This is a genomic window from Mucilaginibacter kameinonensis (assembly GCF_003675385.1).
Taxonomy (GTDB): Bacteria; Bacteroidota; Bacteroidia; order Sphingobacteriales; family Sphingobacteriaceae; genus Mucilaginibacter; species Mucilaginibacter kameinonensis.
On the sequence record NZ_RCWZ01000007.1, the window covers coordinates 62345 to 83073 of the forward strand.

The following is a 20729-nucleotide window of genomic DNA, read 5'->3' on the forward strand; positions in this document are numbered from 1 at the left end:
TGGGAATTAAAAAACACATATTAGTAATACCCGGCGACGGGATAGGCCCGGAGGTTACCACCTGGGGTAAAGCAGTTTTAGAAAAAATCGGTCAGGATTTTGGCCACGAATTTACTTTCGACGAAGCCCTGATGGGTCATGCGGGCATCGAGGCCACCGGTAATCCGCTACCTGACGAAACATTGGCTAAAGCTAAAGCAAGCGATGCTATCCTGTTTGGCGCTATCGGTCACATCAAGTACGATAATGATCCGTCGGCCAAAGTGCGTCCGGAGCAGGGATTATTAAAGATCCGTAAAGAGCTTGGCTTATATGCCAACCTGCGTCCTATTATGTTGTTTGATGAGCTTTTGGATGCGTCAAGCCTTAAGCCCGAAATATTGAAAGGTACAGATATCCTTTTCTTCCGCGAATTAACCGGCGACGTTTACTTCGGCGAGAAAAAACGCAGCGAAGATCGTAACACCGCTTCCGACCTGATGATCTATTCACGTTACGAAGTTGAGCGTATCGCTATCAAAGCTTACGAGGCAGCCCGCGTACGTGGCAAAAGGTTATGCTCTGTTGATAAAGCAAACGTATTGGAGGCTTCACGCTTATGGCGCGAGGTGGTACAGGAAATTGCCAAACAATATCCGGATGTTGAAACCGAGCACATGTTTATTGATAACGCGGCCATGCAGCTGGTTAAAAACCCTAAAAAGTTTGATGTGGTATTAACCGCTAACCTTTTTGGTGATATCCTAACCGACGAAGCATCACAAATTGCAGGTTCGATGGGGATGCTGGCTTCAGCTTCGGTAGGTGATGGAACAGGTTTTTTTGAGCCTATTCACGGTTCGGCACATGATATTGCCGGTCAGGATAAAGCAAATCCGTTGGCCTCTATCCTATCTGTTGCGCTAATGCTTGAAATAAGCTTCGGTCTTAAAGAGGAAGCCAAAAAGATAACAGACGCTATTGATAAAACGCTGAAAGACGGTTACCGTACCGGCGATATTGCTGATGCCAATACCGACAACGCCAAAATCTTAGGCACCACGGCAATGGGCCAAAAAGTGCTTGAATATTTATAGATTAGTACATGGCCAGGTTAAAGATAGCCATCATGATATTGTCCCTGTTCTGCATGTTTGCAGCAGGGCATGGTGGCGGCCCTTTTATAATGGCAGAGTTATTTGTAATAATAGCACCTTTTGTCGGAGCTTTAGACAAGGAGATTTTGTTGATATTACCGATAATCGCCTTACACATAACAGGCTTTATAGCCATAAAGCGATCATATAACAGGCTAATGCTCTGGGTAACCGTTTTGCTGAGTTTAGTAATAGCAGCAACAATTATGTCACGAGAAGCGCTAAGCCTTGTAATCTGGACAAACGGAACTTTCCTGATAATGGCCGCCATTTATGTGGAGAGGTATCTTAAAGAAGGGAAGGAACGAAAAATTGAGTTTAACGTGAAAGCAGATAATCTCAATTAACTGTTGATATCATGATGACTAAGTTCAGCATCTTCATGATGATATTGTTCCTTTTCTGTGGCTATGGAGCCAATAACGGAGGAGGGACATTCGCCTTTATTGAGATGCTGATGGCCATGAGCATGGATGATAACGAAAAACTCGAAAACCTGGTATTGCTGTTTGCGATAGCAGCCCAGGTAGCCGGAGTTTATGCCATCATCCGCTCAAACAGCAGGCTGATGTTATGGGTAATTATAGCCCTGAGCCTGGTTGTAATAGTTGTAACGGCTGCTTCGGCAGATGCCATTGGTAAGGTGATATGGGTTAACAGCTTGTTTTTGGTAAGTGGGGTGGTTTATATCGCATTGCACTTTAGAAACAAAAAAATATCAATTACCTCTAACGAGGTAACCGGATAAAATAAAAGCGCGGGCAAGTGCGATTCCTTCCCTGGGGAAGGAGGAGGAAGGGATTAGATAAGAGTGCGGAAAGTATGCATGTTACAGAAACCCCTCCCTGCCACTACACGACCTGCCGCACCCCTCCCTTGGGAGGGAATTGGAAAAATAATCGGTGTAATCAAAAGCATCGGTGTAATCTAAGATACTATGAAATGGAACGCTGATTTATACGACCAAAAGCATGCTTTCGTATTCAAATATGGAGAAGATGTGCTGGAGTTTCTGGATGTGAAACAAGGTGAGCACATCCTTGATCTGGGTTGTGGTACAGGCCATTTAACCAAACAAATACAAGATAAAGGCGCCGTAGTAAAGGGTACCGATTACTCGCCCGAAATGATAGCCCAGGCTAAACAACTTTACCCTGATGTTGATTTCGCGGTTGAAAACGCTGCCGATTTCTTCACCGATCAAAAATATGATGCCGTTTTTTCAAACGCCGCCCTGCATTGGGTGCTTGACGCTAACGGCGCAATCCGCAGTGTGTTTAACAGTCTGAAAAAAGGCGGCAGGTTTGTTGCCGAAATGGGTGGTAAGGGCAATGTTGAACGCCTGATAGAAGCTACTAAACAGGTACTTCATAATCATGGTTATCATGAAAAAGCCGACGTTAAAGTTTGGTATTTTCCATCGGTAGGCGAATATACCACCAAACTGGAGGAGCATGGTTTCAGGGTAACGTATGTTATTCACTATGACCGCAAAACCGCGCTTCAGGATGGTGAACAGGGTGTAGCCAAATGGATCACGATGTTTGGCGCTCAGTTTTTAGATGGTATCCCAGAGGATGAAAAACAACAGATCCTGGCCGAGATCACCAAGAAACTTGAACCTTTTTATAATGAGAACGGCGAATGGTATGCCGATTACAAAAGGTTACGGTTTATTGCAGTAAAAGAATAGATAGGAAACGTGAGATTTGAGATATGAGATTTTTTTCTCTAACTTGAATTTTGCTTTTTGATAAAAAACAAAGAAATAAACACCGATGAAGGATAAGGGGATTAAATCTCCTATCCAACATCTCAAATCAAAATAAAAAGATATGTTACACGATCCCAACCGCGTTTATGTTTTTGATACCACGCTTCGCGATGGCGAGCAGGTACCGGGTTGCCAGTTAACAACCCCCGAAAAGATTGAGATAGCTAAGGAACTGGAACTACTGGGCGTGGATATTATTGAAGCAGGTTTCCCGGTTTCAAGTCCGGGCGACTTCCAAAGCGTTGTTGAAATTTCAAAAGCTGTTAAAGAACCTACCGTTTGCGCCCTTACCCGCGCCAACAAAGGTGATATTGACGCTGCTGTAGCATCTCTGCAATATGCCAAACGCCCGAGGATCCATACAGGTATCGGCTCGTCTGATATGCACATTAAGCATAAATTCAACAGCACCCGCGAAGAGATTTTGGAGCGTGCCGTTGAAGCAGTTAAATATGCCAAGAAATCTGTAGAGGATATTGAGTTTTATGCCGAAGATGCAGGCAGGGCCGATGTGGTTTACCTGGCTCAAATGGTTGAAGCTGTTATTGCCGCCGGTGCAACTGTGGTAAACATTCCGGATACCAATGGTTACTGTCTGCCAGATCAGTACGGTGCCAAGATCAAGTTCTTGAAAGAGAACGTTAAAAACATTGATAAAGCTATCATCTCCGTACATTGCCATAATGACCTTGGTTTGGCTACTGCCAACTCTATAGCCGGCTTACAAAACGGTGCCCGCCAAATTGAAGGTACCATTAACGGCATTGGCGAACGTGCAGGTAACACTTCTATCGAAGAAGTGGTGATGATCCTGAAAACACACCATACCTTAGGTTTGCATACCAACATCGACTCTAAAAAGTTTTATGAACTGAGCCAGATGATCCGTACACAAATGCGTATGCCGGTACAGCCCAATAAAGCTATTGTAGGTGCCAATGCCTTTGCCCACAGCTCGGGTATTCACCAGGACGGCTTCCTGAAAATGCGTGAAAACTACGAGATCATTCGCCCTGAAGATGTAGGCTTTCCGAGCGCCACAATAGTGCTAACCGCGCGCAGCGGCAGGCATGCTCTGAAATTCCATCTGGAGCGTTTAGGATATACGCTGGATAAGGAAGAACTTGCTTTTGTTTACAATAACTTTTTAACGCTTGCTGATAGTAAGCTTGACATAAATGACCAGGATTTGCAAGGCCTTATGGCGCACCGACTGGTAAAAAATTAACAATGGAAACTGATACAAAAAGCCAGCTTGATTTTGAAGCGGCATACCAGCGGATAAAGGACGTTGTGAAACGTACCCCGCTGCAATATAACGCCGGTCTTTCGGCAAAATATGAGTGTGATGTTTATTTAAAACGCGAAGACCTGCAGGTTGTGCGTTCATACAAGTTGCGCGGCGCTTACAACATGATTAGTCAGTTAAATGACGATGAATTGAGCCGCGGTGTAGTTTGCGCCAGCGCGGGTAACCATGCCCAGGGCGTAGCCTTTTCATGCAACAAAAAAAATATTAAGGGTGTGATTTTCATGCCCGAAATAACGCCCAAACAAAAGGTTAAACAAACCGCCATGTTTGGCAACGGTAATATAGAGATTGTGCTCACCGGCGATACTTTTGATGATTGCCTGGCTGAAGCCCTTGCCTACACCGAAAAAAACCAAATGACCTTCATCCCTCCTTTTGATGACTATCGCGTTATTGAAGGTCAGGGAACCGTAGGTGTTGAAATACTGCAGGACCTGCCAGACATTGAAGTTGCAATTATGCCTATTGGCGGTGGCGGCTTTGCATCTGGTACAGGCACCTATCTTAAAAATAACGTTCCAAACATTCACCTGATAGGCGTTGAGCCGGAAGGTGCCCCATCAATGCTGGGTGCCATAAACCATGGTAAACCTATTACATTAGATGAAATAGACCGTTTTGTTGATGGCGCCGCTGTTAAACGTGTTGGCGCGTTAACCTATGATATCTGTAAAGATATCCTGAACGATATGTTGCTGGTACCCGAAGGTAAAATATGCACCACCATACTCAAACTTTATAATGAGGATGCTATTGTAGTTGAACCGGCCGGTGCGCTATCTGTAGCCGCGCTTGATGCCTGCAAAGAACAGATCAAAGGCAAAAAGGTAGTTTGCATCATTAGCGGTGGTAATAACGATATTGCCCGCATGCAGGAGATCAAAGAAAAATCGCTGCTGTACGAAGGTTTAAAACATTACTTCATCGTAAGGTTCCCGCAACGTCCGGGTGCTTTGAAGTTATTTGTGAATAGTGTATTAGGTCCGGGGGATGATATTACCCGTTTTGAGTTCATTAAAAAGAATGAAAAAGAAAACGGCCCTGCCCTGGTAGGCATCGAGTTAAAAAATGCCGAGGACTACCCGGCCTTGTTACAACGCATGCATGCACACCGTTTCAATGTTATTGAATTGAATAAAGACCAGACTTTGTTTGAGTATTTGGTGTGATAAAATGATCTTCTAAAACTTACGAAGTTTTGAAAACTTCGTAAGTTTTTCCTTCCTAAATTCCGTCGGGATAATAATAAAAATGTCGTTGCGAGCGAAGCGTGGCAACCGCACGGAAGCAAGGCCGCTCTGTACAGCATGCGATTGCTTCGTCGTTCCTCCTCGCAATGACATAAAAGAGCTATTCCGCCACCACATCAATCCAGTTACCATCACCTTTGATGATATTGATCAACTCATCAAGTGCATTGGCCGAGCTAATATTCTTTTTCACGGCTTCTTTACCACGGTAAAGGGTGATCTTATCGGTACCTGAGCCTACATAGCCATAATCGGCATCGGCCATTTCGCCGGGGCCATTTACGATACACCCCATGATTCCAATCTTCAATCCTTTAAGGTGACTGGTACGGCTGCGGATCATCTGGGTAGTAACCATCAGATCGAACAGTGTACGACCGCAGCTTGGGCAGGAAATATATTCTGTTTTAGAGATACGTGAGCGGGTAGCCTGCAAAATACCAAAAGCGGTAGAGGTAATTACATTAGTAGGCAATTCAGGAGCATCAATCCAGATACCATCGCCAAAACCATCAACCAATAAAGCACCAAGGTCTGTTGAAGCGTAGAGTTGTAATTTAGATGTAAGATCTGAGATTTGAGATTTGAGATCAGCTTCACTTTCGGACTTTCCGGCTTCCGGACTTCCGGACTCAAATAAATAACTTCTCTTCACAATCACCGGTACATCCAATCCCAGTTCTTCCATTTTAAAGAAGAAGGCACGTTGTTCGGCCATGCCGTGCAAGGCCTCGGTTTCCAGTACCAACACCAGCGAATTATCCAGCTGGATAGATCCGAAAGCATCTGAGTCAATATCGGCTGGCTGCAACCTTACTAAGTTTAGTTTTGAAGAGCGGTCGACATCGCCAATATATTCCTGCAAGGCAAACACCGGATGACAGTTGGTTTTATCGGCCAGTTTAAGCCATGTATTGTAATTATAAAGCTGTTTTAAGTTGCCCGGTAAGGTAAACGAAGGCAATTCATCGGCCAGGTAAACAAAATCAACTGATTGTTCGGCCATGTTATATTTATCCAGCAGCGGTGAGTACAGGTAGCCCGCTTCGTTCAATACGGCCGGGTCCTTCAGGTTCTTTTTCGATAAGTCAACCACAACCCTCGGCACCAAATGCCCGCCTATAAAAGCGTTGGCCTCGTAGGTTTCGCGTTTTTTGTATTCGTATGGATTATGTTGAGCCGGTGAAATGTCAAATGTTAAAGGCGAAAGATTTTTATCTTCACCTAAAGTTTCGGCCTTTTGCCTTTCGCCTTTCGCCTTTTCCCTCAAAGAATAGCGGCGAACCAGCTCAATAGCAACAGGGGCTTCGGCTTCAGGCTCTTCGGTTAGGGATACACGTACGGTATCGCCGAGACCATCTTCCATTAACGTTCCTATCCCTACGGCAGATTTAATACGGCCATCTTCACCATCGCCGGCTTCGGTTACACCAAGGTGCAGCGGGTAGTTCATACCCTCGGCAACCATAGTTTCTACCAGCAAACGGTAGGCCTGCACCATCACCTGCGGATTGCTCGATTTCATCGAGATCACGAGATTATAGTAATTCAACTGTTCGCACATCCGCATAAATTCCATGGCCGATTCAACCATGCCCTGCGGGGTATCACCGTAACGGCTCATGATCCTGTCGCTCAGCGAACCATGATTGGTACCGATACGCATGGCGGTGCCATATTCTTTACACACTTTTACTAACGGCGCAAACTTTTGGAGAATGCGTTCCAGTTCGCCCTGGTATTCCAGGTCGGTATAATCTATCTGGTCAAATTTCTTTTTATCGGCGTAATTGCCCGGGTTTACACGCACTTTTTCAACTATGCGGGCAGCTACCTCAGCAGCGTTAGGGGTAAAGTGGATATCAGCAACCAGTGGCACAGTGTAGCCACGGGCACGAAGCTGCTTCTTAATTTCGGCCAGGTTCTGGGCCTCTTTAATGCTGGGCGCTGTGATACGCACATACTCGCAACCGGCATCAACCATCCTAATGGTTTGCTCAACCGTACCAATGGTATCCATGGTATCGGTAGTGGTCATGCTTTGTATGCGGATTGGATTATTCCCGCCCATAGGTATATCGCCAATATTAACCTCGCGGGTAATAAAACGCGAATATTCGGTTAATGAGTTACAATAACGGCCGGGCAGCACTTTAACAGCATCAGTATTCATCAGTGATGGAAATTAATATAATGCAAATTTAGTGAATATGTTGGGATTAGACTACCTGCACATAAATGATAAATTCATAGTGGAGTAAATCACTTTAAATTGAAATTATATACTTTAGTCAGATAGAACCTTTATCTCTTCACCATGAGAAACTATATTTTGCTTGCCACACTTTGTTTGATTTTTTCGTGCAAAAGCAATACAAAACAAACGCAGCAAGACAGTACTTCCATAACGGCTAATGCCGAAAGCTCTAATTTACTCATTAAAAAATTCAAGCCACTACTGCAAGGCACCTGGGTAAACAAGACCTATATTGATAAGGTGGCAAAAACAAGATCGCCATTGGCGGCAGTGAAAGAAGCTGACGGCATATCATCTTTTAGCATAATACCGCAGACATGAAAGGCGATAGTATTATTGTACCCGTTGGCTGGGATAATCATGACGGAAGTGACGTTACGTTATCATTTAAGAAAGGGAAGCGGCCTTCGTCGTTAATATTTGGAGCAGGCGAACTTTGTGCTGCTGTTGATCACCGTGATACTATCATAACTGTTTATTATCCTAATAATAAGGGTCAGATTAAAACCACTCCATTTATCAGGGCAAACTCCAAAGAGATAATGCAAATTGCAGATGGGATGTACCGCCTGATTAATAAGGTGCTTATTGCCGGAACCTATAATTTACAAGATTCCACAGCAAATTCCGTGGTAATGTTTAGTATTGATGGCAAAGTGCAAGGATTTCGTGGCTTTAAAAACTACACCATAAACATCGACCTTAACTCGGACGCAATGGATAATCTTGACGAGATCGGATTTAGGAATGATATAAAACATCATGCCAGCTACTCATTTAAGTTTGATGGCGATACGCTGAAGCTTTATGATACCAAACCCAACGCAGATTCGTCTTTATTGATTCTGGATAAATTAAGGTACAAATTGGTAAAACAAAAGTAAGCTCAAACCCATCATATCAACCTATCTTTAATCACCAAAGTCCCGGCAATCATATCATGTAAACACTGTTGCTGCTTATTAAAAAACGCTATCAAGTAACCGATAAAAAGGGTTAATACTGAAAATAACTTGGCAAGGTTACGGCCAATGGCTTTTCCAACGCTGATCCGGTTGCCATCCATATCCACTACTTTTATATTAAGCATTTGCTTACCGTAAGTAGCTTGCTTAACCGAGCTTTCCATTACCACATGATAAATAAATTTGCCAATGGGTGTAAAAGCAATAATACCGATAGAGGTATAGATGCGGGTCTGCTTATCAGTAACGAACAGGAACACCGCCGCAGCCGCAAGCATTACAAATACCCCAAACATTATAAACCAGTCAAGCGCTGATGCCAGCCAGCGCTGATCAAAGCTGCCGTAATATTGCATGAGCAGCTTTGGCCGGGCAAAGCCGAACAGTTCCCGTAACTCGGTAATTTCCTGGGCTTCCTTGTAATCCACCATGTCATCGGTCTTAACAAAATCGCCGGGCTTTATGCCGCGCGTTTTGAGCTCGGGGATGGTAAACGGCCCTTCGGGTTTACCGTTGATGACTAAAATGTAGGATTGGGACATGAGAAGAGCGATTACATAACCATATCATTGCGAAGAGGAACGACCAAGCAATTGCATGCAGGGCCGACCTACCTCAGTGCGATTGCCACGCTTCGCTCGCAATGACATATTTTAATTGTTTTTTATTCCTCTAAGATAGATATTCCTTCCACCAATCAGAATTATAAGCACCTTTTACCTCCGTTGGTTCACCGGGTTTGGGGACAAATAAATTGATATGTTTTTGTTTAGCCATAGGCACCAACCATTCGATGGGCTCGTACCAGGCGTGCGGGGCCAGGTTAAATGTACCATAGTGGATAGGCATCATCAGTTTGCCTTTTAGATCAAGATGCGCGTTTGAGGCATTATCCGGTCCCATGTGAATATCGGGCCAGAATTTTCCGTATGCACCTATTTCCAGCATGGTCAAATCAAACGGGCCAAAGGCCTCTCCTATCGCTTTAAATTCAGGAGAATACCCTGAATCGGCACCAAAATAAATATTGTGTTCAGGTCCTTTAATCACAAATGATGACCAGAGCGTTTCGTTCCTCCCAGTAATTCCCCTGCCCGAAAAATGGCGCGATGGCGTTGACGTAAGAACAATTTCATTGCCGATCATCGCGCTATCACCCCAATCCATTTCGGTAATAAAATTGGCGGCCATGCCCCAGCGGGTTAAATATTGGGCTACCCCCACCGAGCAGAAAAAGGGAATATTTTTATCGGCGAAAAATTTGATCGTAGCTTTATCCAAATGGTCATAATGGTCATGCGACTGGATCACGGCATCCAGCGGGGGCAAATCTTGGAGTGCTATCGGTGGTTTAAAAAACCGTTTTGGCCCAAACGATTGCGAAAACGAGACCCTGTCGCTCCAAACCGGATCGGTAAGGATACGTTTTCCGTCTATCTCAATCAGAATGCTGGAATGGCCAATCCAGGTAATGCGTAAACCCGATGCCGGTGGCGTGTTATAAACTGATGGATCTGTTTTAAACGGTCCTAAAGTTTTTTTAGGCGTATTCTCAGCTTTATTATTCATGTATTCCCTCAAAATAGGGATCATTTTGCCAAAGCCGGCTTCGTCGGTAGGTATAGTATTTTGATATTTTTGTCCTTTTTTTCGCGATGCGGGTAAACTCATAACAGCAATTATAGTACTTATGTCAGGTATGATATAAGTAACGCAAAAAAGTTACGATTGGTTGAATGGGAAGAACTTTTATTTACTTAAGAATGATATTGCCGTATCACAAAACTCAATTAACGGAGCTGGTAAGACGTCGCTGTCAAAAGGATGCAAACCTCCAAAAGTATGGTCAGCCTCTTTTTGTACGATGTATTCGGCAGTAGGATTAGCTTCGTGCAACTGCTGCGAATGACTAACGGGTACCGTAGGATCGGCATCACCATGAATAATTAGCCATGGCTGGGTTATTTTAGCAGCCTGCTTTAAAATATCTAACCTAAGCGGATTACTATCCAGATCATCTAACAAAGTTGATTTCACAGGCATTTGCTGATCTGTACGTTTATTTTCAAAATAAAAAACACCTTGCAGGCGCCACTGTGCCTCTATTTGTTTAGGCCACAAATTTCGGAAACCGGATATGGAAGCCATACTCACCAATTTTTTGATCCGCGGATCTTCGGCCGTTTTGATGATACTTACGCCGCCACCCATGCTATGGCCAATGAGGTATACGCCATCGGCAACAGGTATGCTCGCGCCGCTGCAGGCAAAATCAATGATGGTATCCAGATCTTCCAGTTCGATAGAGACGGTATTATCTGCAAAAGCAGTCAGATCTGCAAAATCTTGAGGATGTGCAGGCGTTGTGCCATTATGCGAAAAATTAAATTTCAGGAAACGGAAGCCATTTTTGACAAAGTACCGGGCCAGCAGATCATGCGTGCCCCAATCTTTAAAGCCCTTAAAACCATGAGCAAAAATTACCAGCGGCACGTTTTTAAAAGCATCGTCATAGGTAACATCAATAAGCATTGGTCGGCCTTTGGCGCCGGGAAGGGTAAAATTATCTTTCCTGATCATGGCGGCTAAGTTAATATTAACCGGGATATTATTTCGGGAGCTGTCTAATGTAATTAGGCTAAAGCCCCTCTTTGCTAACCCGATCCGTTGGCTAAAGCCAACGGCAATGAAAAACACAAGCTATTCAAAAGGAAGCGTCATTGCGAGGCACGAAGCAATCCCAAACTATACAGAGCGGATTTGCTAATCGGGGATTGCTTCGTGCCTCGCAATGACGCTTTTTGTAATATCGTTTCCCTTACACCCTTTTCCCGTTAAAAGTGATATTATACAAATCTGTGCGCCTGTCTTTAATATTTTGTACGCTGCCGTACTCATGCAGCTCGTCCAGTAAGGACAGGTCAACATCGGCAATTACTATCATCTCGGTATTCGGCGTGGCTTCAGATTGAATACCATTAGTTGGGAAACCAAAATCAGATGGTGTAAATACCGCCGATTGTGCATAGCTCACCCCCATATTGTTCACATTAGGCAGGTTGCCAACACAGCCGGCTATGGCAACATAGCATTCATTTTCGACGGCGCGGGCCTGGGCGCAAAACTTAACCCTGTTATAGCCATTTTGCGTATCGGTAAGGAAGGGCACAAACAGAATCTGCATATCCTGCCCAGCCAAAATGCGCGACAGCTCCGGGAACTCCACGTCATAACAGATCAGGATGCCTACCTTACCGGCGTCGGTTTCAAACACCCGCACTTCATCACCACCGCGGATGCCCCATGAGCTGATCTCCGATGGTGTTGGATGGATCTTGTAAACCTCCTCCATGCTACCGTTGCGGCGCAGCAGGTAGGATACGTTATACAGCGATTCTTCATCAATTTTAGGCATGCTGCCCGCTATGATATTCACGTTGTAGGATACGGCCAGTTTGCCAAATTCTTCAACAATCTGCTGAGTATATTTTGCCAGCTCACGCATGGCTTTGGCTGTATCCATGTGGTTATAATCGGCCATGAGGGGCGTGTTAAACAGCTCGGGGAACAGGATAAAATCGGCCTGGTAATCGCTCACCGCGTCAACAAAGTATTCGGCATGTTTAAGCAACTCGCTGATATTGTTATAAGAGCGCATTTGCCACTGAACCAGCCCAATACGCACTACCGTTTTATGATTAATAGCATCGCTTACCTCTTCATAATAAACATTGTTCCACTCTATAAGCGTAGCAAAACCCTTTGAACGGCTATCCTCCGGCAGGTAGTTTTTCAGTACTTTACGTACGTGAAAATCATTAGATAGCTGGAATGAAAGTGTAGGATCGTAGATCTCCTTGTATTTCACCTTGTCGATATACTGCCTGGGAGTAAGCTCGTTCTGATATTTCTGATAATTGGGGATGCGCCCCCCAGCAATAATACTTTTCAGGTTTAGTTTTTCGCACAATGCCTTGCGTGCCTCATAAAGGCGCCGGGCCAGACGCAGACCACGGTGGTTAGGATGAATAAAAATATCTATGCCATAAAGTACATCGCCGTTTTCATTGTGGGTTTTAAATGTGCTATCGCCCGTTATTTGTTTATAGGTATGATTATCTCCAAATTTTTGATAGTCAACAATAATCGATAACGCGCAGCCGACTACCACATCGTTCACGGTTACACAGATCTGCCCTTCGGGGAAAAGTTTAATGAGCTTTTTGATGGAATTGGCATCCCAATAGTCCTCATCCATATCCATATAAGCCGACTTCATCGACTTTTTAAGTTCCTGATAATCCTGTACTTCCAGGTTACGTAGTTCTACACTTTGCAGATCCATAGTTTTTTGTTACGATCAGTATTTTTACGCTACGCTACATACCGAAAACAAGATGCTTCCAAATGCAACATGACAAAGTTTGTTTATTGCAGTGCAGGGCAAACCAATGAGCCGCCCCATCACTGTACTCCCAACATCCAAAAGCTCAATTGGTTTAAAGTAATTTTTCGCGATCGCTGGTATGCCACCAAACCCAATAGATTAGTACAAATTGTGCCGCAAGCCTGAGCCAGGCAAAAAAAGGCGTAATTGTCATCCCCTCAACCTTAAACGGCGCGTCAAATATCATCCCAATATGCACGCTCAGAAAGGCAATCAGCATAAGCACAATGCCCCAGCCCGCCCAATACCTTGTTTTTGTTGAGATAAGTAATAAACCAAGTGTTATTTCCACAACACCCGCCACCATATTTAACGCTTTCGGATATAGCAGGTTATGAGGCATTACTGCGTAGTAAAAACCAGGATCGCGGAAGTGGTTAAGGCCGGCAAGCACGTAAAATGCTACAAGTATTATCAGGCTTATTTTTTTAAACTTATTCATGATTTAATTTACAAATATTTTGTTATACGCACCACAAAACAGTTTAAATACTGCAAAGCAAGCCGTTTTTATAATTTATAACCATTCCAAATAAGCCTGTTTGACAAAGTGTTGACATAGGATGTGCCGAATAGTGATACTTTTGTTCGGTCAAATTTTAAAACTGCTTTGAAGTATCTAAAGGTAATAGCTTTTACGCACAAACAGATTGAACTGAAGGAATTGGGTAGATTGGTGGTTTGCCAGGAAAATCTGACAGATAAACTTGCGCAGGTTAAAGAGCAGTTTAACATCCCCGAAATTTTTTACCTGGCTACCTGTAACCGTGTTGAGTTTGTGATGACAACCCCACAAGCGGTTGATAAAGACTTTGCCAAAAAATTCATAGAAGCCTTTAACACAGAGCTTTGCCACGATTCGTTGAGCACTTTCATGAATAGCGCGTCTATTTACGAAGATCAGGAAGCCATGGTTCACCTGTTACGTACTTCTTGTTCGTTAGAGAGTTTGATCGTGGGCGAAAAAGAGATCCTTGCTCAGTTACGCCGGGCATATGAACATTGCAAAGAGGCTGGCCTAACCGGCGATGCCATGCGCATGATCATGAATTGCGTGGTAAAAACAGCCAAGGAGGTTTACACACATACCAATATCTCCAAAAACCCAATCTCGGTAGTATCGCTGGCTTACCGCAAGCTTAAAGACCTTAATCTTTGCTCAAATGCCCGAATCCTCATCATCGGTGCAGGCGAAACCAACCGCAACATTTCCAAATATCTTCAAAAACATAAATTTTCAAACTTCGCGGTATTTAACCGTACTGTGGCCAATGCCGAAAAATTAGCTGCCGATTTGGGTGGTGAGGCCTTTGACCTGGAAGCTTTGAAAACTTACAATAAAGGTTTTGATGCCATTATCACCTGCACATCAGCAGTTGAGCCTATCATCACTACCGAGATTTACCAATCGCTGTTAAACGGCGAAACAGGCAGGAAAACGATAGTTGACCTTGCCATCCCTAATGATACCGCTCCCGAAGTATTGGAGCAATTCCCGGTTAACTTTATCGAAGTACATTCCCTTAACGAGGTTGCCAAAAAGAACCTGCAGGAACGCTATCACGAACTGGTACACGCCGAAGCTATTATTGAGCAAAACATTGCCGAGTTTGTACAGCAGCTTAAACAGCGCCGTATTGAAGTAGCCATGCGCCAGGTGCCTGAAAAAATCAAAGAGATCCGCAACAATGCCATCAACACCGTTTTTGCCGACGAGGTACAAGGTCTGGATGAGCAATCACGCGAGATTTTAGAAAAGGTGATCAACTACATGGAGAAAAAATATATCAGCGTACCCATGATCATGGCGAAGGATATATTAATCAATGAAAATTGATACTGTCTGAATCAGAATTTACAGAATTTGAGAATTTACAGAATTAATTAACACTGGACGAAGTTACGCTTCGCTAAACTTCGTCCTAAAATGGTTTAAGCTTTCAGCTTAAGCCAGCGAACGCTGTATATCATTAGCATACAAAAATCCGGCGTTTATACTGCACACTATAAAATATTGGTTCATACGCCTGCAGGCCTTAAGTTCATTGGCCGGTATCCGCTACCATCCCTAACGCAGGGTTTTTCTTCTATACGTCTTATGCCCAAAATGTGGCTCCTGCTACCGACCAAAGTTACCGTCAGTAACTTCGTCTGAACGGACAAATCCTTCCGAATAAAAATATATCAAGTTAATAAATTGTTTATTTAATAATATCAGCATCAAATACCTTTAATATTATTTCAAATAGGCAAGTTTATTTTTTTTTGTACTTTTCGATACCTTTAAAAAGTAACCAAACCTAATCTAACTCATATATTAATCATCATAAACCTATCTTTCATGAATTACCAAGTATTTACAGTAGCACAAGTGCGCGCATTAACTGCAGCCGATAATTACAGCGTTTTAAACACCTCTGATTATGGGGGAGGTCAATGGATATACGATGCAGCCGATACCTCCTCTTCTGACAACACCGGAAGTGTATTGGTCACCACTGATGGAAAAAGATATAAAAGACAATATTTTATAACACCTGAAATGTTTGGCGCGGTTGGAGACGGCCACACCCATGACACAAACGCCCTAACGGCTTTTTTTCAGGCTTTGAATGGCAAAACTGGTATTTTGACACAATCTTATTATATAGACACCGAAATAGCTGTGGCACTAAGCGATTGTAGCATAATCGGAAATAATAACTCAGAAATAATTACCGATACTGGATATTCAATACTAAGATTGCTCGATGTATCCAATGTGACCATAAAAGGTATTTCATTTGTTAATAATTTTAGCAGTTCGGACAGGGATCTGGGAAAAGCATTAGTGTATTCTTATCAAAATTCCGTTAAGGACCTAAAGATTACCGAATGCTCTTTTACAGTTCCTAATGCGCCCACGAGTGCCATAACTTTTTATTGTAATGTAGATATTAATACCGCCCCCTCAGCAGCTAAAAGTATTGACGGGCTGACAATCACCAATTGTAATTACGATAGTATAGGGAGAATTGGTACAACTATCATGAACAGATATGGCGGAATTGATAAATTTGATAAATGCAAGAATATCAATATATCAAACAACAAAGTAAATAACATTGGCAAATCAGACTTAGCTGATGCTATTTTCTTGAGCTTAGATGGCTGTGGCAAGAATTTTCAGGTTAATAACAACTTTATTAATGATTGTTATAGAATCGGGATTGAATTAACAGGTGGATGGAATGATGGGGAGGTATCAAACAATAATTTTTCCAGTTCTTCTTCTGCCATTAAATATTCACCATTTTCATGGCAATGTAGTGACTCCCGTTATTTAAATATCAACAACCTGGTAGTCTCCGGCAATATAAGTGTAGGCTATGCGCGCAGCAATTTTAAAAACCTGTACAACTGCTTATTTTCTGATAATCAGTTTATCGTATCAGGAGACTACGCTGTCAGCATATCTGGATCATCTGGAAACAAATTTGACAACGACTTTTACTCATCCGATTCGATATATACGACTTTAATAAACGGCGCTTCAACAAATAATGTAGTTAATAACAGCAAAATAATCAACAATGCCACCTCTGGAATTTTTGCTATTGTGAGGTTTGCAGATACGGGAACCACAAATAACGTTTTTAACAATTGCGAAATAGTAAAAACTTATGGAGCGGCCGAATTTGATGAGGTTAATACATCAGGAAATGTTGTTTTAAATAAAAATGTGAACAACATATTTGATTCCAATTATACACTTATCAATTTTACTGCTGATGCTGATATCACCAACATAACAGTACAACAACTTAATTCTTCATTATTCAGGATCAACGATTCCAGTAATCTACTTACGCAGACGAGAAATATAATTTTCAATAGTTTTAAGCGAACTTACGTTATTAGAAACACTACAGCCTATCCGTTGGGAGTAAAAATGGCGGGGCAAACAGCTCCGGCAGTAATAATACCCAAAAATGAAATTTTTTATTTGTATTGCGATGGAGCCGCATTTTATAAGATTGCTGAAAGTGGGATTGATGGGGTATGGAATATCGGAACGCCTCCCAATATAACCGCATCAGCCGGTTCCTTTGCACAACAGGGTAAACAAATCACTCTCGCTGCAACTGTCACCACTTCTGCACTTTCAGCAAATATTACATTGCCGTTTATTCCGGAATATGGCTTTGTTTATTTTGATGGTACAAACAAGGTTACCTGCACAGGCGGCAGTGCTTCTGCCACAATTACCGTGGCAGCGATAGGTACTTTTACTTTTCAACTATTTTATAAAATTGCGTAATCTTCATTTCAGGACGAAGTTTAGCGAGGCATAGCTTCGTCCTGAATAGTTTAATATTTGATAAAACCACTTAGCATTTGAAAACGCAAGCAGAATGCTTGCCTTATTTTAGGTCGAAGTTACGCTTCGCTAAACTTCAACCAGCCAATGCCCTCCTTATCGTGCCGATAACACCCGTTCCAGATCATCCTTAAAATTCCTTCCAATCGGAATCTCCTGGCCACTCAAAATAATACGGTTACTTTCTAAACGGGTTATTTTATTAATAGATACAATAAAAGATTTATGAACCCGCACAAAACGTTTCGGCGGAAAAATATCCAGCATCGCTTTGATCGATCCTTTTAACAGGATCTTCTCTTTGCTTGTATAAATTATAGCATAATCTTTTAACCCCTGGATGTGTGTAACCTCATTAAAATAAAGCTTAATACGCTGAACACCACTTTTAACAAAAATAAAATCTGTGCTCTTATCAGGTAAAAGCTCCTCCGCATGGTCATATTGTGCTTTCAGCGATAGAAATTCTTTGATTTTGCTAATAGCCTGCTCAAAACGTTTAAAAGGTATCGGCTTCAGCAAAAAGTCAATTACGCCTAATTCGTAACCTTCAAAAGCGTAGTTACGATAAGCGGTTGTAAAAACGGTCACCGGAGGATCTGCCAGCGTTTTCAGAAACTGGATGCCTGTCATCTCGGGCATTTCAATATCCAACAGCAACACATCGGCCCGATGATCTTGCAAATGCCGCAGCGCATCACCCGCGTTACTAAACAAGAATACCGAATGTACGTGATCAATTTTTTTCAGGTAACCATCCAATATTTCAAGCGCAAGCGGTTCATCATCTACTACCACATATTTCAGCAAGGCTTCCATTATCTCTATTATAAATCAATTAACAGTTTTGCCCAAAAGGTATCTTTTCTATCTTCCAGCAGCAGCGTATACCTATTCGGATAAAGCAAATCCAGGCGCTTCCGCAAATTATCAAGACCAATGCCACCTTTAATATGGCCAACCATTAAAACTGGTTTGACATTTTCTATAATAAACTCCAGTTTATGCCCCTCCATGGCGATGTCCACCTTTAGCCAACCGCCCTTGGTTTGCTTGCCCAGTCCGTGTTTAAAAGCGTTTTCAACCAGCGGCAGCAAAAGCAAAGGAGCTATTTCGTATCCGTTTGGTTCGGCGCTAACATTCAGATCAATGGCTGCCTCATCGGTAAAACGCAATCGTTCCAGTTCCATGTAATTATGGAGGTAGCCGATCTCTTTTTCCAGCGGCACTTTTTCACCGGTGCTGTCATACAGCATATATTCCATCATTTCTGATAGCTTCAGTACTACATCCGGGGCGAGTTCTGATTTTTTAAGCGTCAGGGCATAAAGGTTATTCAGGATATTAAACAGAAAATGCGGGTTTACCTGCGCCCGCAGAAAATTAACCTCGGCATTTAGCTTTTCAACGGTAATTCTCTGGATAACCAGTTGCTGCCCATACCAGTCCATACTCAACTTCAAGGCAAGCATTAAGCCCAGGTACCATAATGTGCTGAAAAAATTGTAGGATAACGATTCGATCAGGTTGCTGTTACGCATGGGGCCAACTACATAACCATATAAGTAAAAATCGAACAGGCTTTGCGTGGTTAAGTAGCCAATAACCGATAGGATGATTGCTGTAAAATAAGCCAGATATCGTCTTTTTAACAGGTACCGGGGTAAAAAATATTGCAGGTTAAGATAAGCGATAATAATAAGCAACACTATACGCCCGGTAACGCAGGCCACAAAGTAAGGCATACTGGCTTTATATATGAGGTATCTTTTTTCATAAATAAAAAACCCGGTGATGAGCACCCAATAAGCGCCATGCATTAAGATATGTCTTAACGTAACCTTACGTTTTGAAAACGGCAGTTTAAGTGGTTTATCCAGCGCATCCATTTTGATGTTTCATATCATTTAGCATAAAAGAAACTAAAAGCATTTCGCCCGCAAAATTATATCGACAAACTGCGCAAATAATAGAGGAAGATACGGATAAAAGGGCTGATATCTATTTTTCCGGTTGTTAGTCTACTAATTTTCGACCTCATTTCCAGTTGCCCTAATATTGCATGCACAAACAAATAAGTATTTCATTTAAAACTTTTTAATCATGAAACACATCAAATTTTATCAGGCGTTTATAGGATTATTTACGCTGATAACGCTAAGTTTTACCGAATCGGGGTTCGCAAGCAAATTTGGGCTGGATGGTTACGAAATCTACTTAAACAACAAGCTCATTCTGAAACAGTATGTTAACCAGCCCCTGAATTTGAGGGTACTGCAACTCACTAAAGCTAATGAAAGCGATGAGCTGCGCATTAAATATAACCATTGCCAAACCAAAGGCCCGGGTACAGGGCGCAGCCTTACCCTTCAGGACGAAAAGGGTAACACATTGAAAAAATGGGACTTTGCCGATGCCTCTGATTTTGCTATGGTGATACCCGTAAAAGACTTGTTGCAGCTGGAAAAGAAGAATAACAATCACGAACTCAGTTTACATTATACATCGCGCGAGCGACCTAATGGCGAGATGCTGGCAATGCTGAAGTAAAGAGCTCTAATAAACATGGTTATTTGCCTGCTACATATTATATCCATCAACAACAATATGTAGCAGGCTTTTATTTGGGTAGTTCAAATACCAAGGGCTTTATAAGCCCGGCACTAATCATTGGTTCACCATCATTTCCAATAATAAAACGAACCTGATAAAGGGCGTTTATCGTTCTTCCATTCTTTTGCTAACTGCGCAGGAGATTTATACTTATTCCTGTCCCACCATTTTTGGTATAAAGCTTTCATCTCTTTCATATCGGTATACTCCAGTTGCAGATGCTTATAAAATATTATCTCTACAGTTCCATCCGGCTTTCCGTTTAAACTCCCTTTCTGAATATGCTCGATTAAGTACATGGCCCACAGACCAACATAATCGCGGCGTTTGAGATTAGCAAACGATGATTGGAAATCATCTTTCTCACCAAAAACAAGTTTCTCGTTCCAGTCAATTTTGTTGATCAAAAAAGGGATGGCGCTTTTCCCGGCATTAAACAATTTTTCCTGAAGCTCAATTGTTGTAGCACTATCAAGTTTGGCCTGTATATATTTACCTGCCAGCTTCTTTAAACTATCCTGCACCTGGCAACGAATTGTTCCAGGAAAAACCAGGCTAAGTATTATTAATAAAAGGCTGAGTCTTTTCGCCAGGAGCATTGTGATATACGGCTTA

The 20729-nt window shown here is 42.5% G+C and carries 20 protein-coding genes; 11 read left to right on the plus strand and 9 right to left on the minus strand.

Features of this window, described 5'->3' with window-relative positions; translation table 11 throughout:
• Positions 1-5 precede the first annotated feature (5 nt).
• The 6 genes from leuB (at position 6) to ilvA (ending at position 5391) form a co-directional block, all read left to right on the plus strand.
• Positions 6-1076, plus strand: a complete 1071-nt coding sequence (gene leuB / locus EAH55_RS28715; RefSeq protein ID WP_121812831.1) for a 3-isopropylmalate dehydrogenase — start codon at positions 6-8, stop codon at positions 1074-1076.
• Between the two features lie 32 nt (positions 1077-1108).
• On the plus strand, positions 1109-1483 hold the full coding sequence (locus tag EAH55_RS28720; RefSeq protein WP_162997087.1) for a hypothetical protein: 375 nt from the start codon (positions 1109-1111) through the stop codon (positions 1481-1483).
• Between the two features lie 11 nt (positions 1484-1494).
• A complete protein-coding gene (locus EAH55_RS28725) occupies positions 1495-1884 on the plus strand; it encodes a hypothetical protein (protein WP_162997088.1) in 390 nt (129 codons plus the stop codon).
• Between the two features lie 189 nt (positions 1885-2073).
• Positions 2074-2829 carry a methyltransferase domain-containing protein gene (locus EAH55_RS28730; protein ID WP_121812715.1) on the plus strand — a complete coding sequence of 252 codons (756 nt, stop codon included), beginning with the start codon at positions 2074-2076 and terminating at the stop codon, positions 2827-2829.
• A 142-nt stretch (positions 2830-2971) separates the two neighbouring features.
• Positions 2972-4138: a 2-isopropylmalate synthase gene (locus EAH55_RS28735; RefSeq protein WP_121812716.1), complete on the plus strand. Its 1167-nt coding sequence runs from the start codon at positions 2972-2974 to the stop codon at positions 4136-4138.
• Between the two features lie 2 nt (positions 4139-4140).
• Positions 4141-5391: a threonine ammonia-lyase IlvA gene (gene ilvA, locus EAH55_RS28740; protein WP_121812717.1), complete on the plus strand. Its 1251-nt coding sequence runs from the start codon at positions 4141-4143 to the stop codon at positions 5389-5391.
• Positions 5392-5572: 181 nt separating this feature from the next.
• On the opposite strand, the gene ispG is transcribed toward ilvA, so the two are convergent.
• Positions 5573-7645 (minus strand): (E)-4-hydroxy-3-methylbut-2-enyl-diphosphate synthase, encoded by a 2073-nt coding sequence (gene ispG / locus EAH55_RS28745; protein ID WP_121812718.1) that lies wholly within the window; start codon positions 7643-7645, stop codon positions 5573-5575.
• Between the two features lie 144 nt (positions 7646-7789).
• Here ispG and EAH55_RS28750 point away from each other — a divergent pair, with 144 nt between their 5' ends.
• Both EAH55_RS28750 and EAH55_RS28755 read left to right on the plus strand, forming a co-directional pair.
• The gene (locus EAH55_RS28750; protein WP_121812719.1) at positions 7790-8050 is read left to right on the plus strand and encodes a hypothetical protein; all 261 of its coding nucleotides are present in this window, start codon (positions 7790-7792) and stop codon (positions 8048-8050) included.
• Positions 8047-8613: a hypothetical protein gene (locus EAH55_RS28755; protein WP_121812720.1), complete on the plus strand. Its 567-nt coding sequence runs from the start codon at positions 8047-8049 to the stop codon at positions 8611-8613. The genes EAH55_RS28750 and EAH55_RS28755 overlap by 4 nt, the downstream gene beginning before the upstream one ends.
• 11 nt (positions 8614-8624) lie before the next feature.
• Here EAH55_RS28755 and EAH55_RS28760 read toward each other — a convergent pair whose 3' ends face one another.
• From EAH55_RS28760 to EAH55_RS28780, 5 genes are all read right to left on the minus strand, one after another.
• The gene (locus EAH55_RS28760) at positions 8625-9236 is read right to left on the minus strand and encodes an RDD family protein (RefSeq protein ID WP_121812721.1); all 612 of its coding nucleotides are present in this window, start codon (positions 9234-9236) and stop codon (positions 8625-8627) included.
• Between the two features lie 130 nt (positions 9237-9366).
• Positions 9367-10365 (minus strand): MBL fold metallo-hydrolase, encoded by a 999-nt coding sequence (locus EAH55_RS28765; protein WP_121812722.1) that lies wholly within the window; start codon positions 10363-10365, stop codon positions 9367-9369.
• A 78-nt stretch (positions 10366-10443) separates the two neighbouring features.
• The gene (locus EAH55_RS28770; RefSeq protein ID WP_121812832.1) at positions 10444-11274 is read right to left on the minus strand and encodes an alpha/beta hydrolase family protein; all 831 of its coding nucleotides are present in this window, start codon (positions 11272-11274) and stop codon (positions 10444-10446) included.
• Between the two features lie 238 nt (positions 11275-11512).
• On the minus strand, positions 11513-13039 hold the full coding sequence (locus EAH55_RS28775) for a carbon-nitrogen hydrolase family protein (RefSeq protein WP_121812723.1): 1527 nt from the start codon (positions 13037-13039) through the stop codon (positions 11513-11515).
• A gap of 154 nt (positions 13040-13193) precedes the next feature.
• Entirely contained in the window at positions 13194-13583 is a 390-nt protein-coding gene (locus EAH55_RS28780; RefSeq protein ID WP_121812724.1) for a DoxX family protein, read from the minus strand.
• A gap of 168 nt (positions 13584-13751) precedes the next feature.
• Here EAH55_RS28780 and hemA point away from each other — a divergent pair, with 168 nt between their 5' ends.
• Both hemA and EAH55_RS28790 read left to right on the plus strand, forming a co-directional pair.
• Positions 13752-14978: a glutamyl-tRNA reductase gene (gene hemA / locus EAH55_RS28785; RefSeq protein ID WP_112572970.1), complete on the plus strand. Its 1227-nt coding sequence runs from the start codon at positions 13752-13754 to the stop codon at positions 14976-14978.
• A 504-nt stretch (positions 14979-15482) separates the two neighbouring features.
• Positions 15483-17441, plus strand: coding sequence for a hypothetical protein (locus EAH55_RS28790; protein ID WP_121812725.1), 1959 nt, complete (start codon positions 15483-15485; stop codon positions 17439-17441).
• Positions 17442-17597: 156 nt separating this feature from the next.
• Here EAH55_RS28790 and EAH55_RS28795 read toward each other — a convergent pair whose 3' ends face one another.
• The gene (locus EAH55_RS28795) at positions 17598-18320 is read right to left on the minus strand and encodes a LytR/AlgR family response regulator transcription factor (RefSeq protein WP_208644976.1); all 723 of its coding nucleotides are present in this window, start codon (positions 18318-18320) and stop codon (positions 17598-17600) included.
• Between the two features lie 8 nt (positions 18321-18328).
• The gene (locus tag EAH55_RS28800; RefSeq protein ID WP_162997089.1) at positions 18329-19390 is read right to left on the minus strand and encodes a sensor histidine kinase; all 1062 of its coding nucleotides are present in this window, start codon (positions 19388-19390) and stop codon (positions 18329-18331) included.
• A gap of 214 nt (positions 19391-19604) precedes the next feature.
• Here EAH55_RS28800 and EAH55_RS28805 point away from each other — a divergent pair, with 214 nt between their 5' ends.
• Positions 19605-20051, plus strand: coding sequence for a hypothetical protein (locus EAH55_RS28805; protein WP_121812726.1), 447 nt, complete (start codon positions 19605-19607; stop codon positions 20049-20051).
• A gap of 131 nt (positions 20052-20182) precedes the next feature.
• On the opposite strand, the gene EAH55_RS28810 is transcribed toward EAH55_RS28805, so the two are convergent.
• Positions 20183-20713 (minus strand): hypothetical protein, encoded by a 531-nt coding sequence (locus tag EAH55_RS28810; protein WP_121812727.1) that lies wholly within the window; start codon positions 20711-20713, stop codon positions 20183-20185.
• Between the last annotated feature and the right edge of the window lie 16 nt (positions 20714-20729).

Bases quoted from the DNA above. Each gene is read 5' to 3' on its own strand.
- EAH55_RS28725 (WP_162997088.1), top strand. From the start codon at position 1,495: ATGATGACTAAGTTCAGCATCTTCATGATGATATTGTTCCTTTTCTGT.
- EAH55_RS28795 (WP_208644976.1), bottom strand. From the start codon at position 18,320: ATGGAAGCCTTGCTGAAATATGTGGTAGTAGATGATGAACCGCTTGCG.
- EAH55_RS28800 (WP_162997089.1), bottom strand. From the start codon at position 19,390: ATGGATGCGCTGGATAAACCACTTAAACTGCCGTTTTCAAAACGTAAG.
- EAH55_RS28775 (WP_121812723.1), bottom strand. From the start codon at position 13,039: ATGGATCTGCAAAGTGTAGAACTACGTAACCTGGAAGTACAGGATTAT.
- ilvA (WP_121812717.1), top strand. From the start codon at position 4,141: ATGGAAACTGATACAAAAAGCCAGCTTGATTTTGAAGCGGCATACCAG.
- EAH55_RS28755 (WP_121812720.1), top strand. From the start codon at position 8,047: ATGAAAGGCGATAGTATTATTGTACCCGTTGGCTGGGATAATCATGAC.
- EAH55_RS28720 (WP_162997087.1), top strand. From the start codon at position 1,109: ATGATATTGTCCCTGTTCTGCATGTTTGCAGCAGGGCATGGTGGCGGC.
- EAH55_RS28730 (WP_121812715.1), top strand. From the start codon at position 2,074: ATGAAATGGAACGCTGATTTATACGACCAAAAGCATGCTTTCGTATTC.
- EAH55_RS28805 (WP_121812726.1), top strand. From the start codon at position 19,605: ATGAAACACATCAAATTTTATCAGGCGTTTATAGGATTATTTACGCTG.
- EAH55_RS28780 (WP_121812724.1), bottom strand. From the start codon at position 13,583: ATGAATAAGTTTAAAAAAATAAGCCTGATAATACTTGTAGCATTTTAC.
- ispG (WP_121812718.1), bottom strand. From the start codon at position 7,645: ATGAATACTGATGCTGTTAAAGTGCTGCCCGGCCGTTATTGTAACTCA.
- EAH55_RS28735 (WP_121812716.1), top strand. From the start codon at position 2,972: ATGTTACACGATCCCAACCGCGTTTATGTTTTTGATACCACGCTTCGC.
- EAH55_RS28790 (WP_121812725.1), top strand. From the start codon at position 15,483: ATGAATTACCAAGTATTTACAGTAGCACAAGTGCGCGCATTAACTGCA.
- EAH55_RS28760 (WP_121812721.1), bottom strand. From the start codon at position 9,236: ATGTCCCAATCCTACATTTTAGTCATCAACGGTAAACCCGAAGGGCCG.
- EAH55_RS28765 (WP_121812722.1), bottom strand. From the start codon at position 10,365: ATGAGTTTACCCGCATCGCGAAAAAAAGGACAAAAATATCAAAATACT.
- EAH55_RS28750 (WP_121812719.1), top strand. From the start codon at position 7,790: ATGAGAAACTATATTTTGCTTGCCACACTTTGTTTGATTTTTTCGTGC.
- EAH55_RS28810 (WP_121812727.1), bottom strand. From the start codon at position 20,713: ATGCTCCTGGCGAAAAGACTCAGCCTTTTATTAATAATACTTAGCCTG.
- EAH55_RS28770 (WP_121812832.1), bottom strand. From the start codon at position 11,274: ATGATCAGGAAAGATAATTTTACCCTTCCCGGCGCCAAAGGCCGACCA.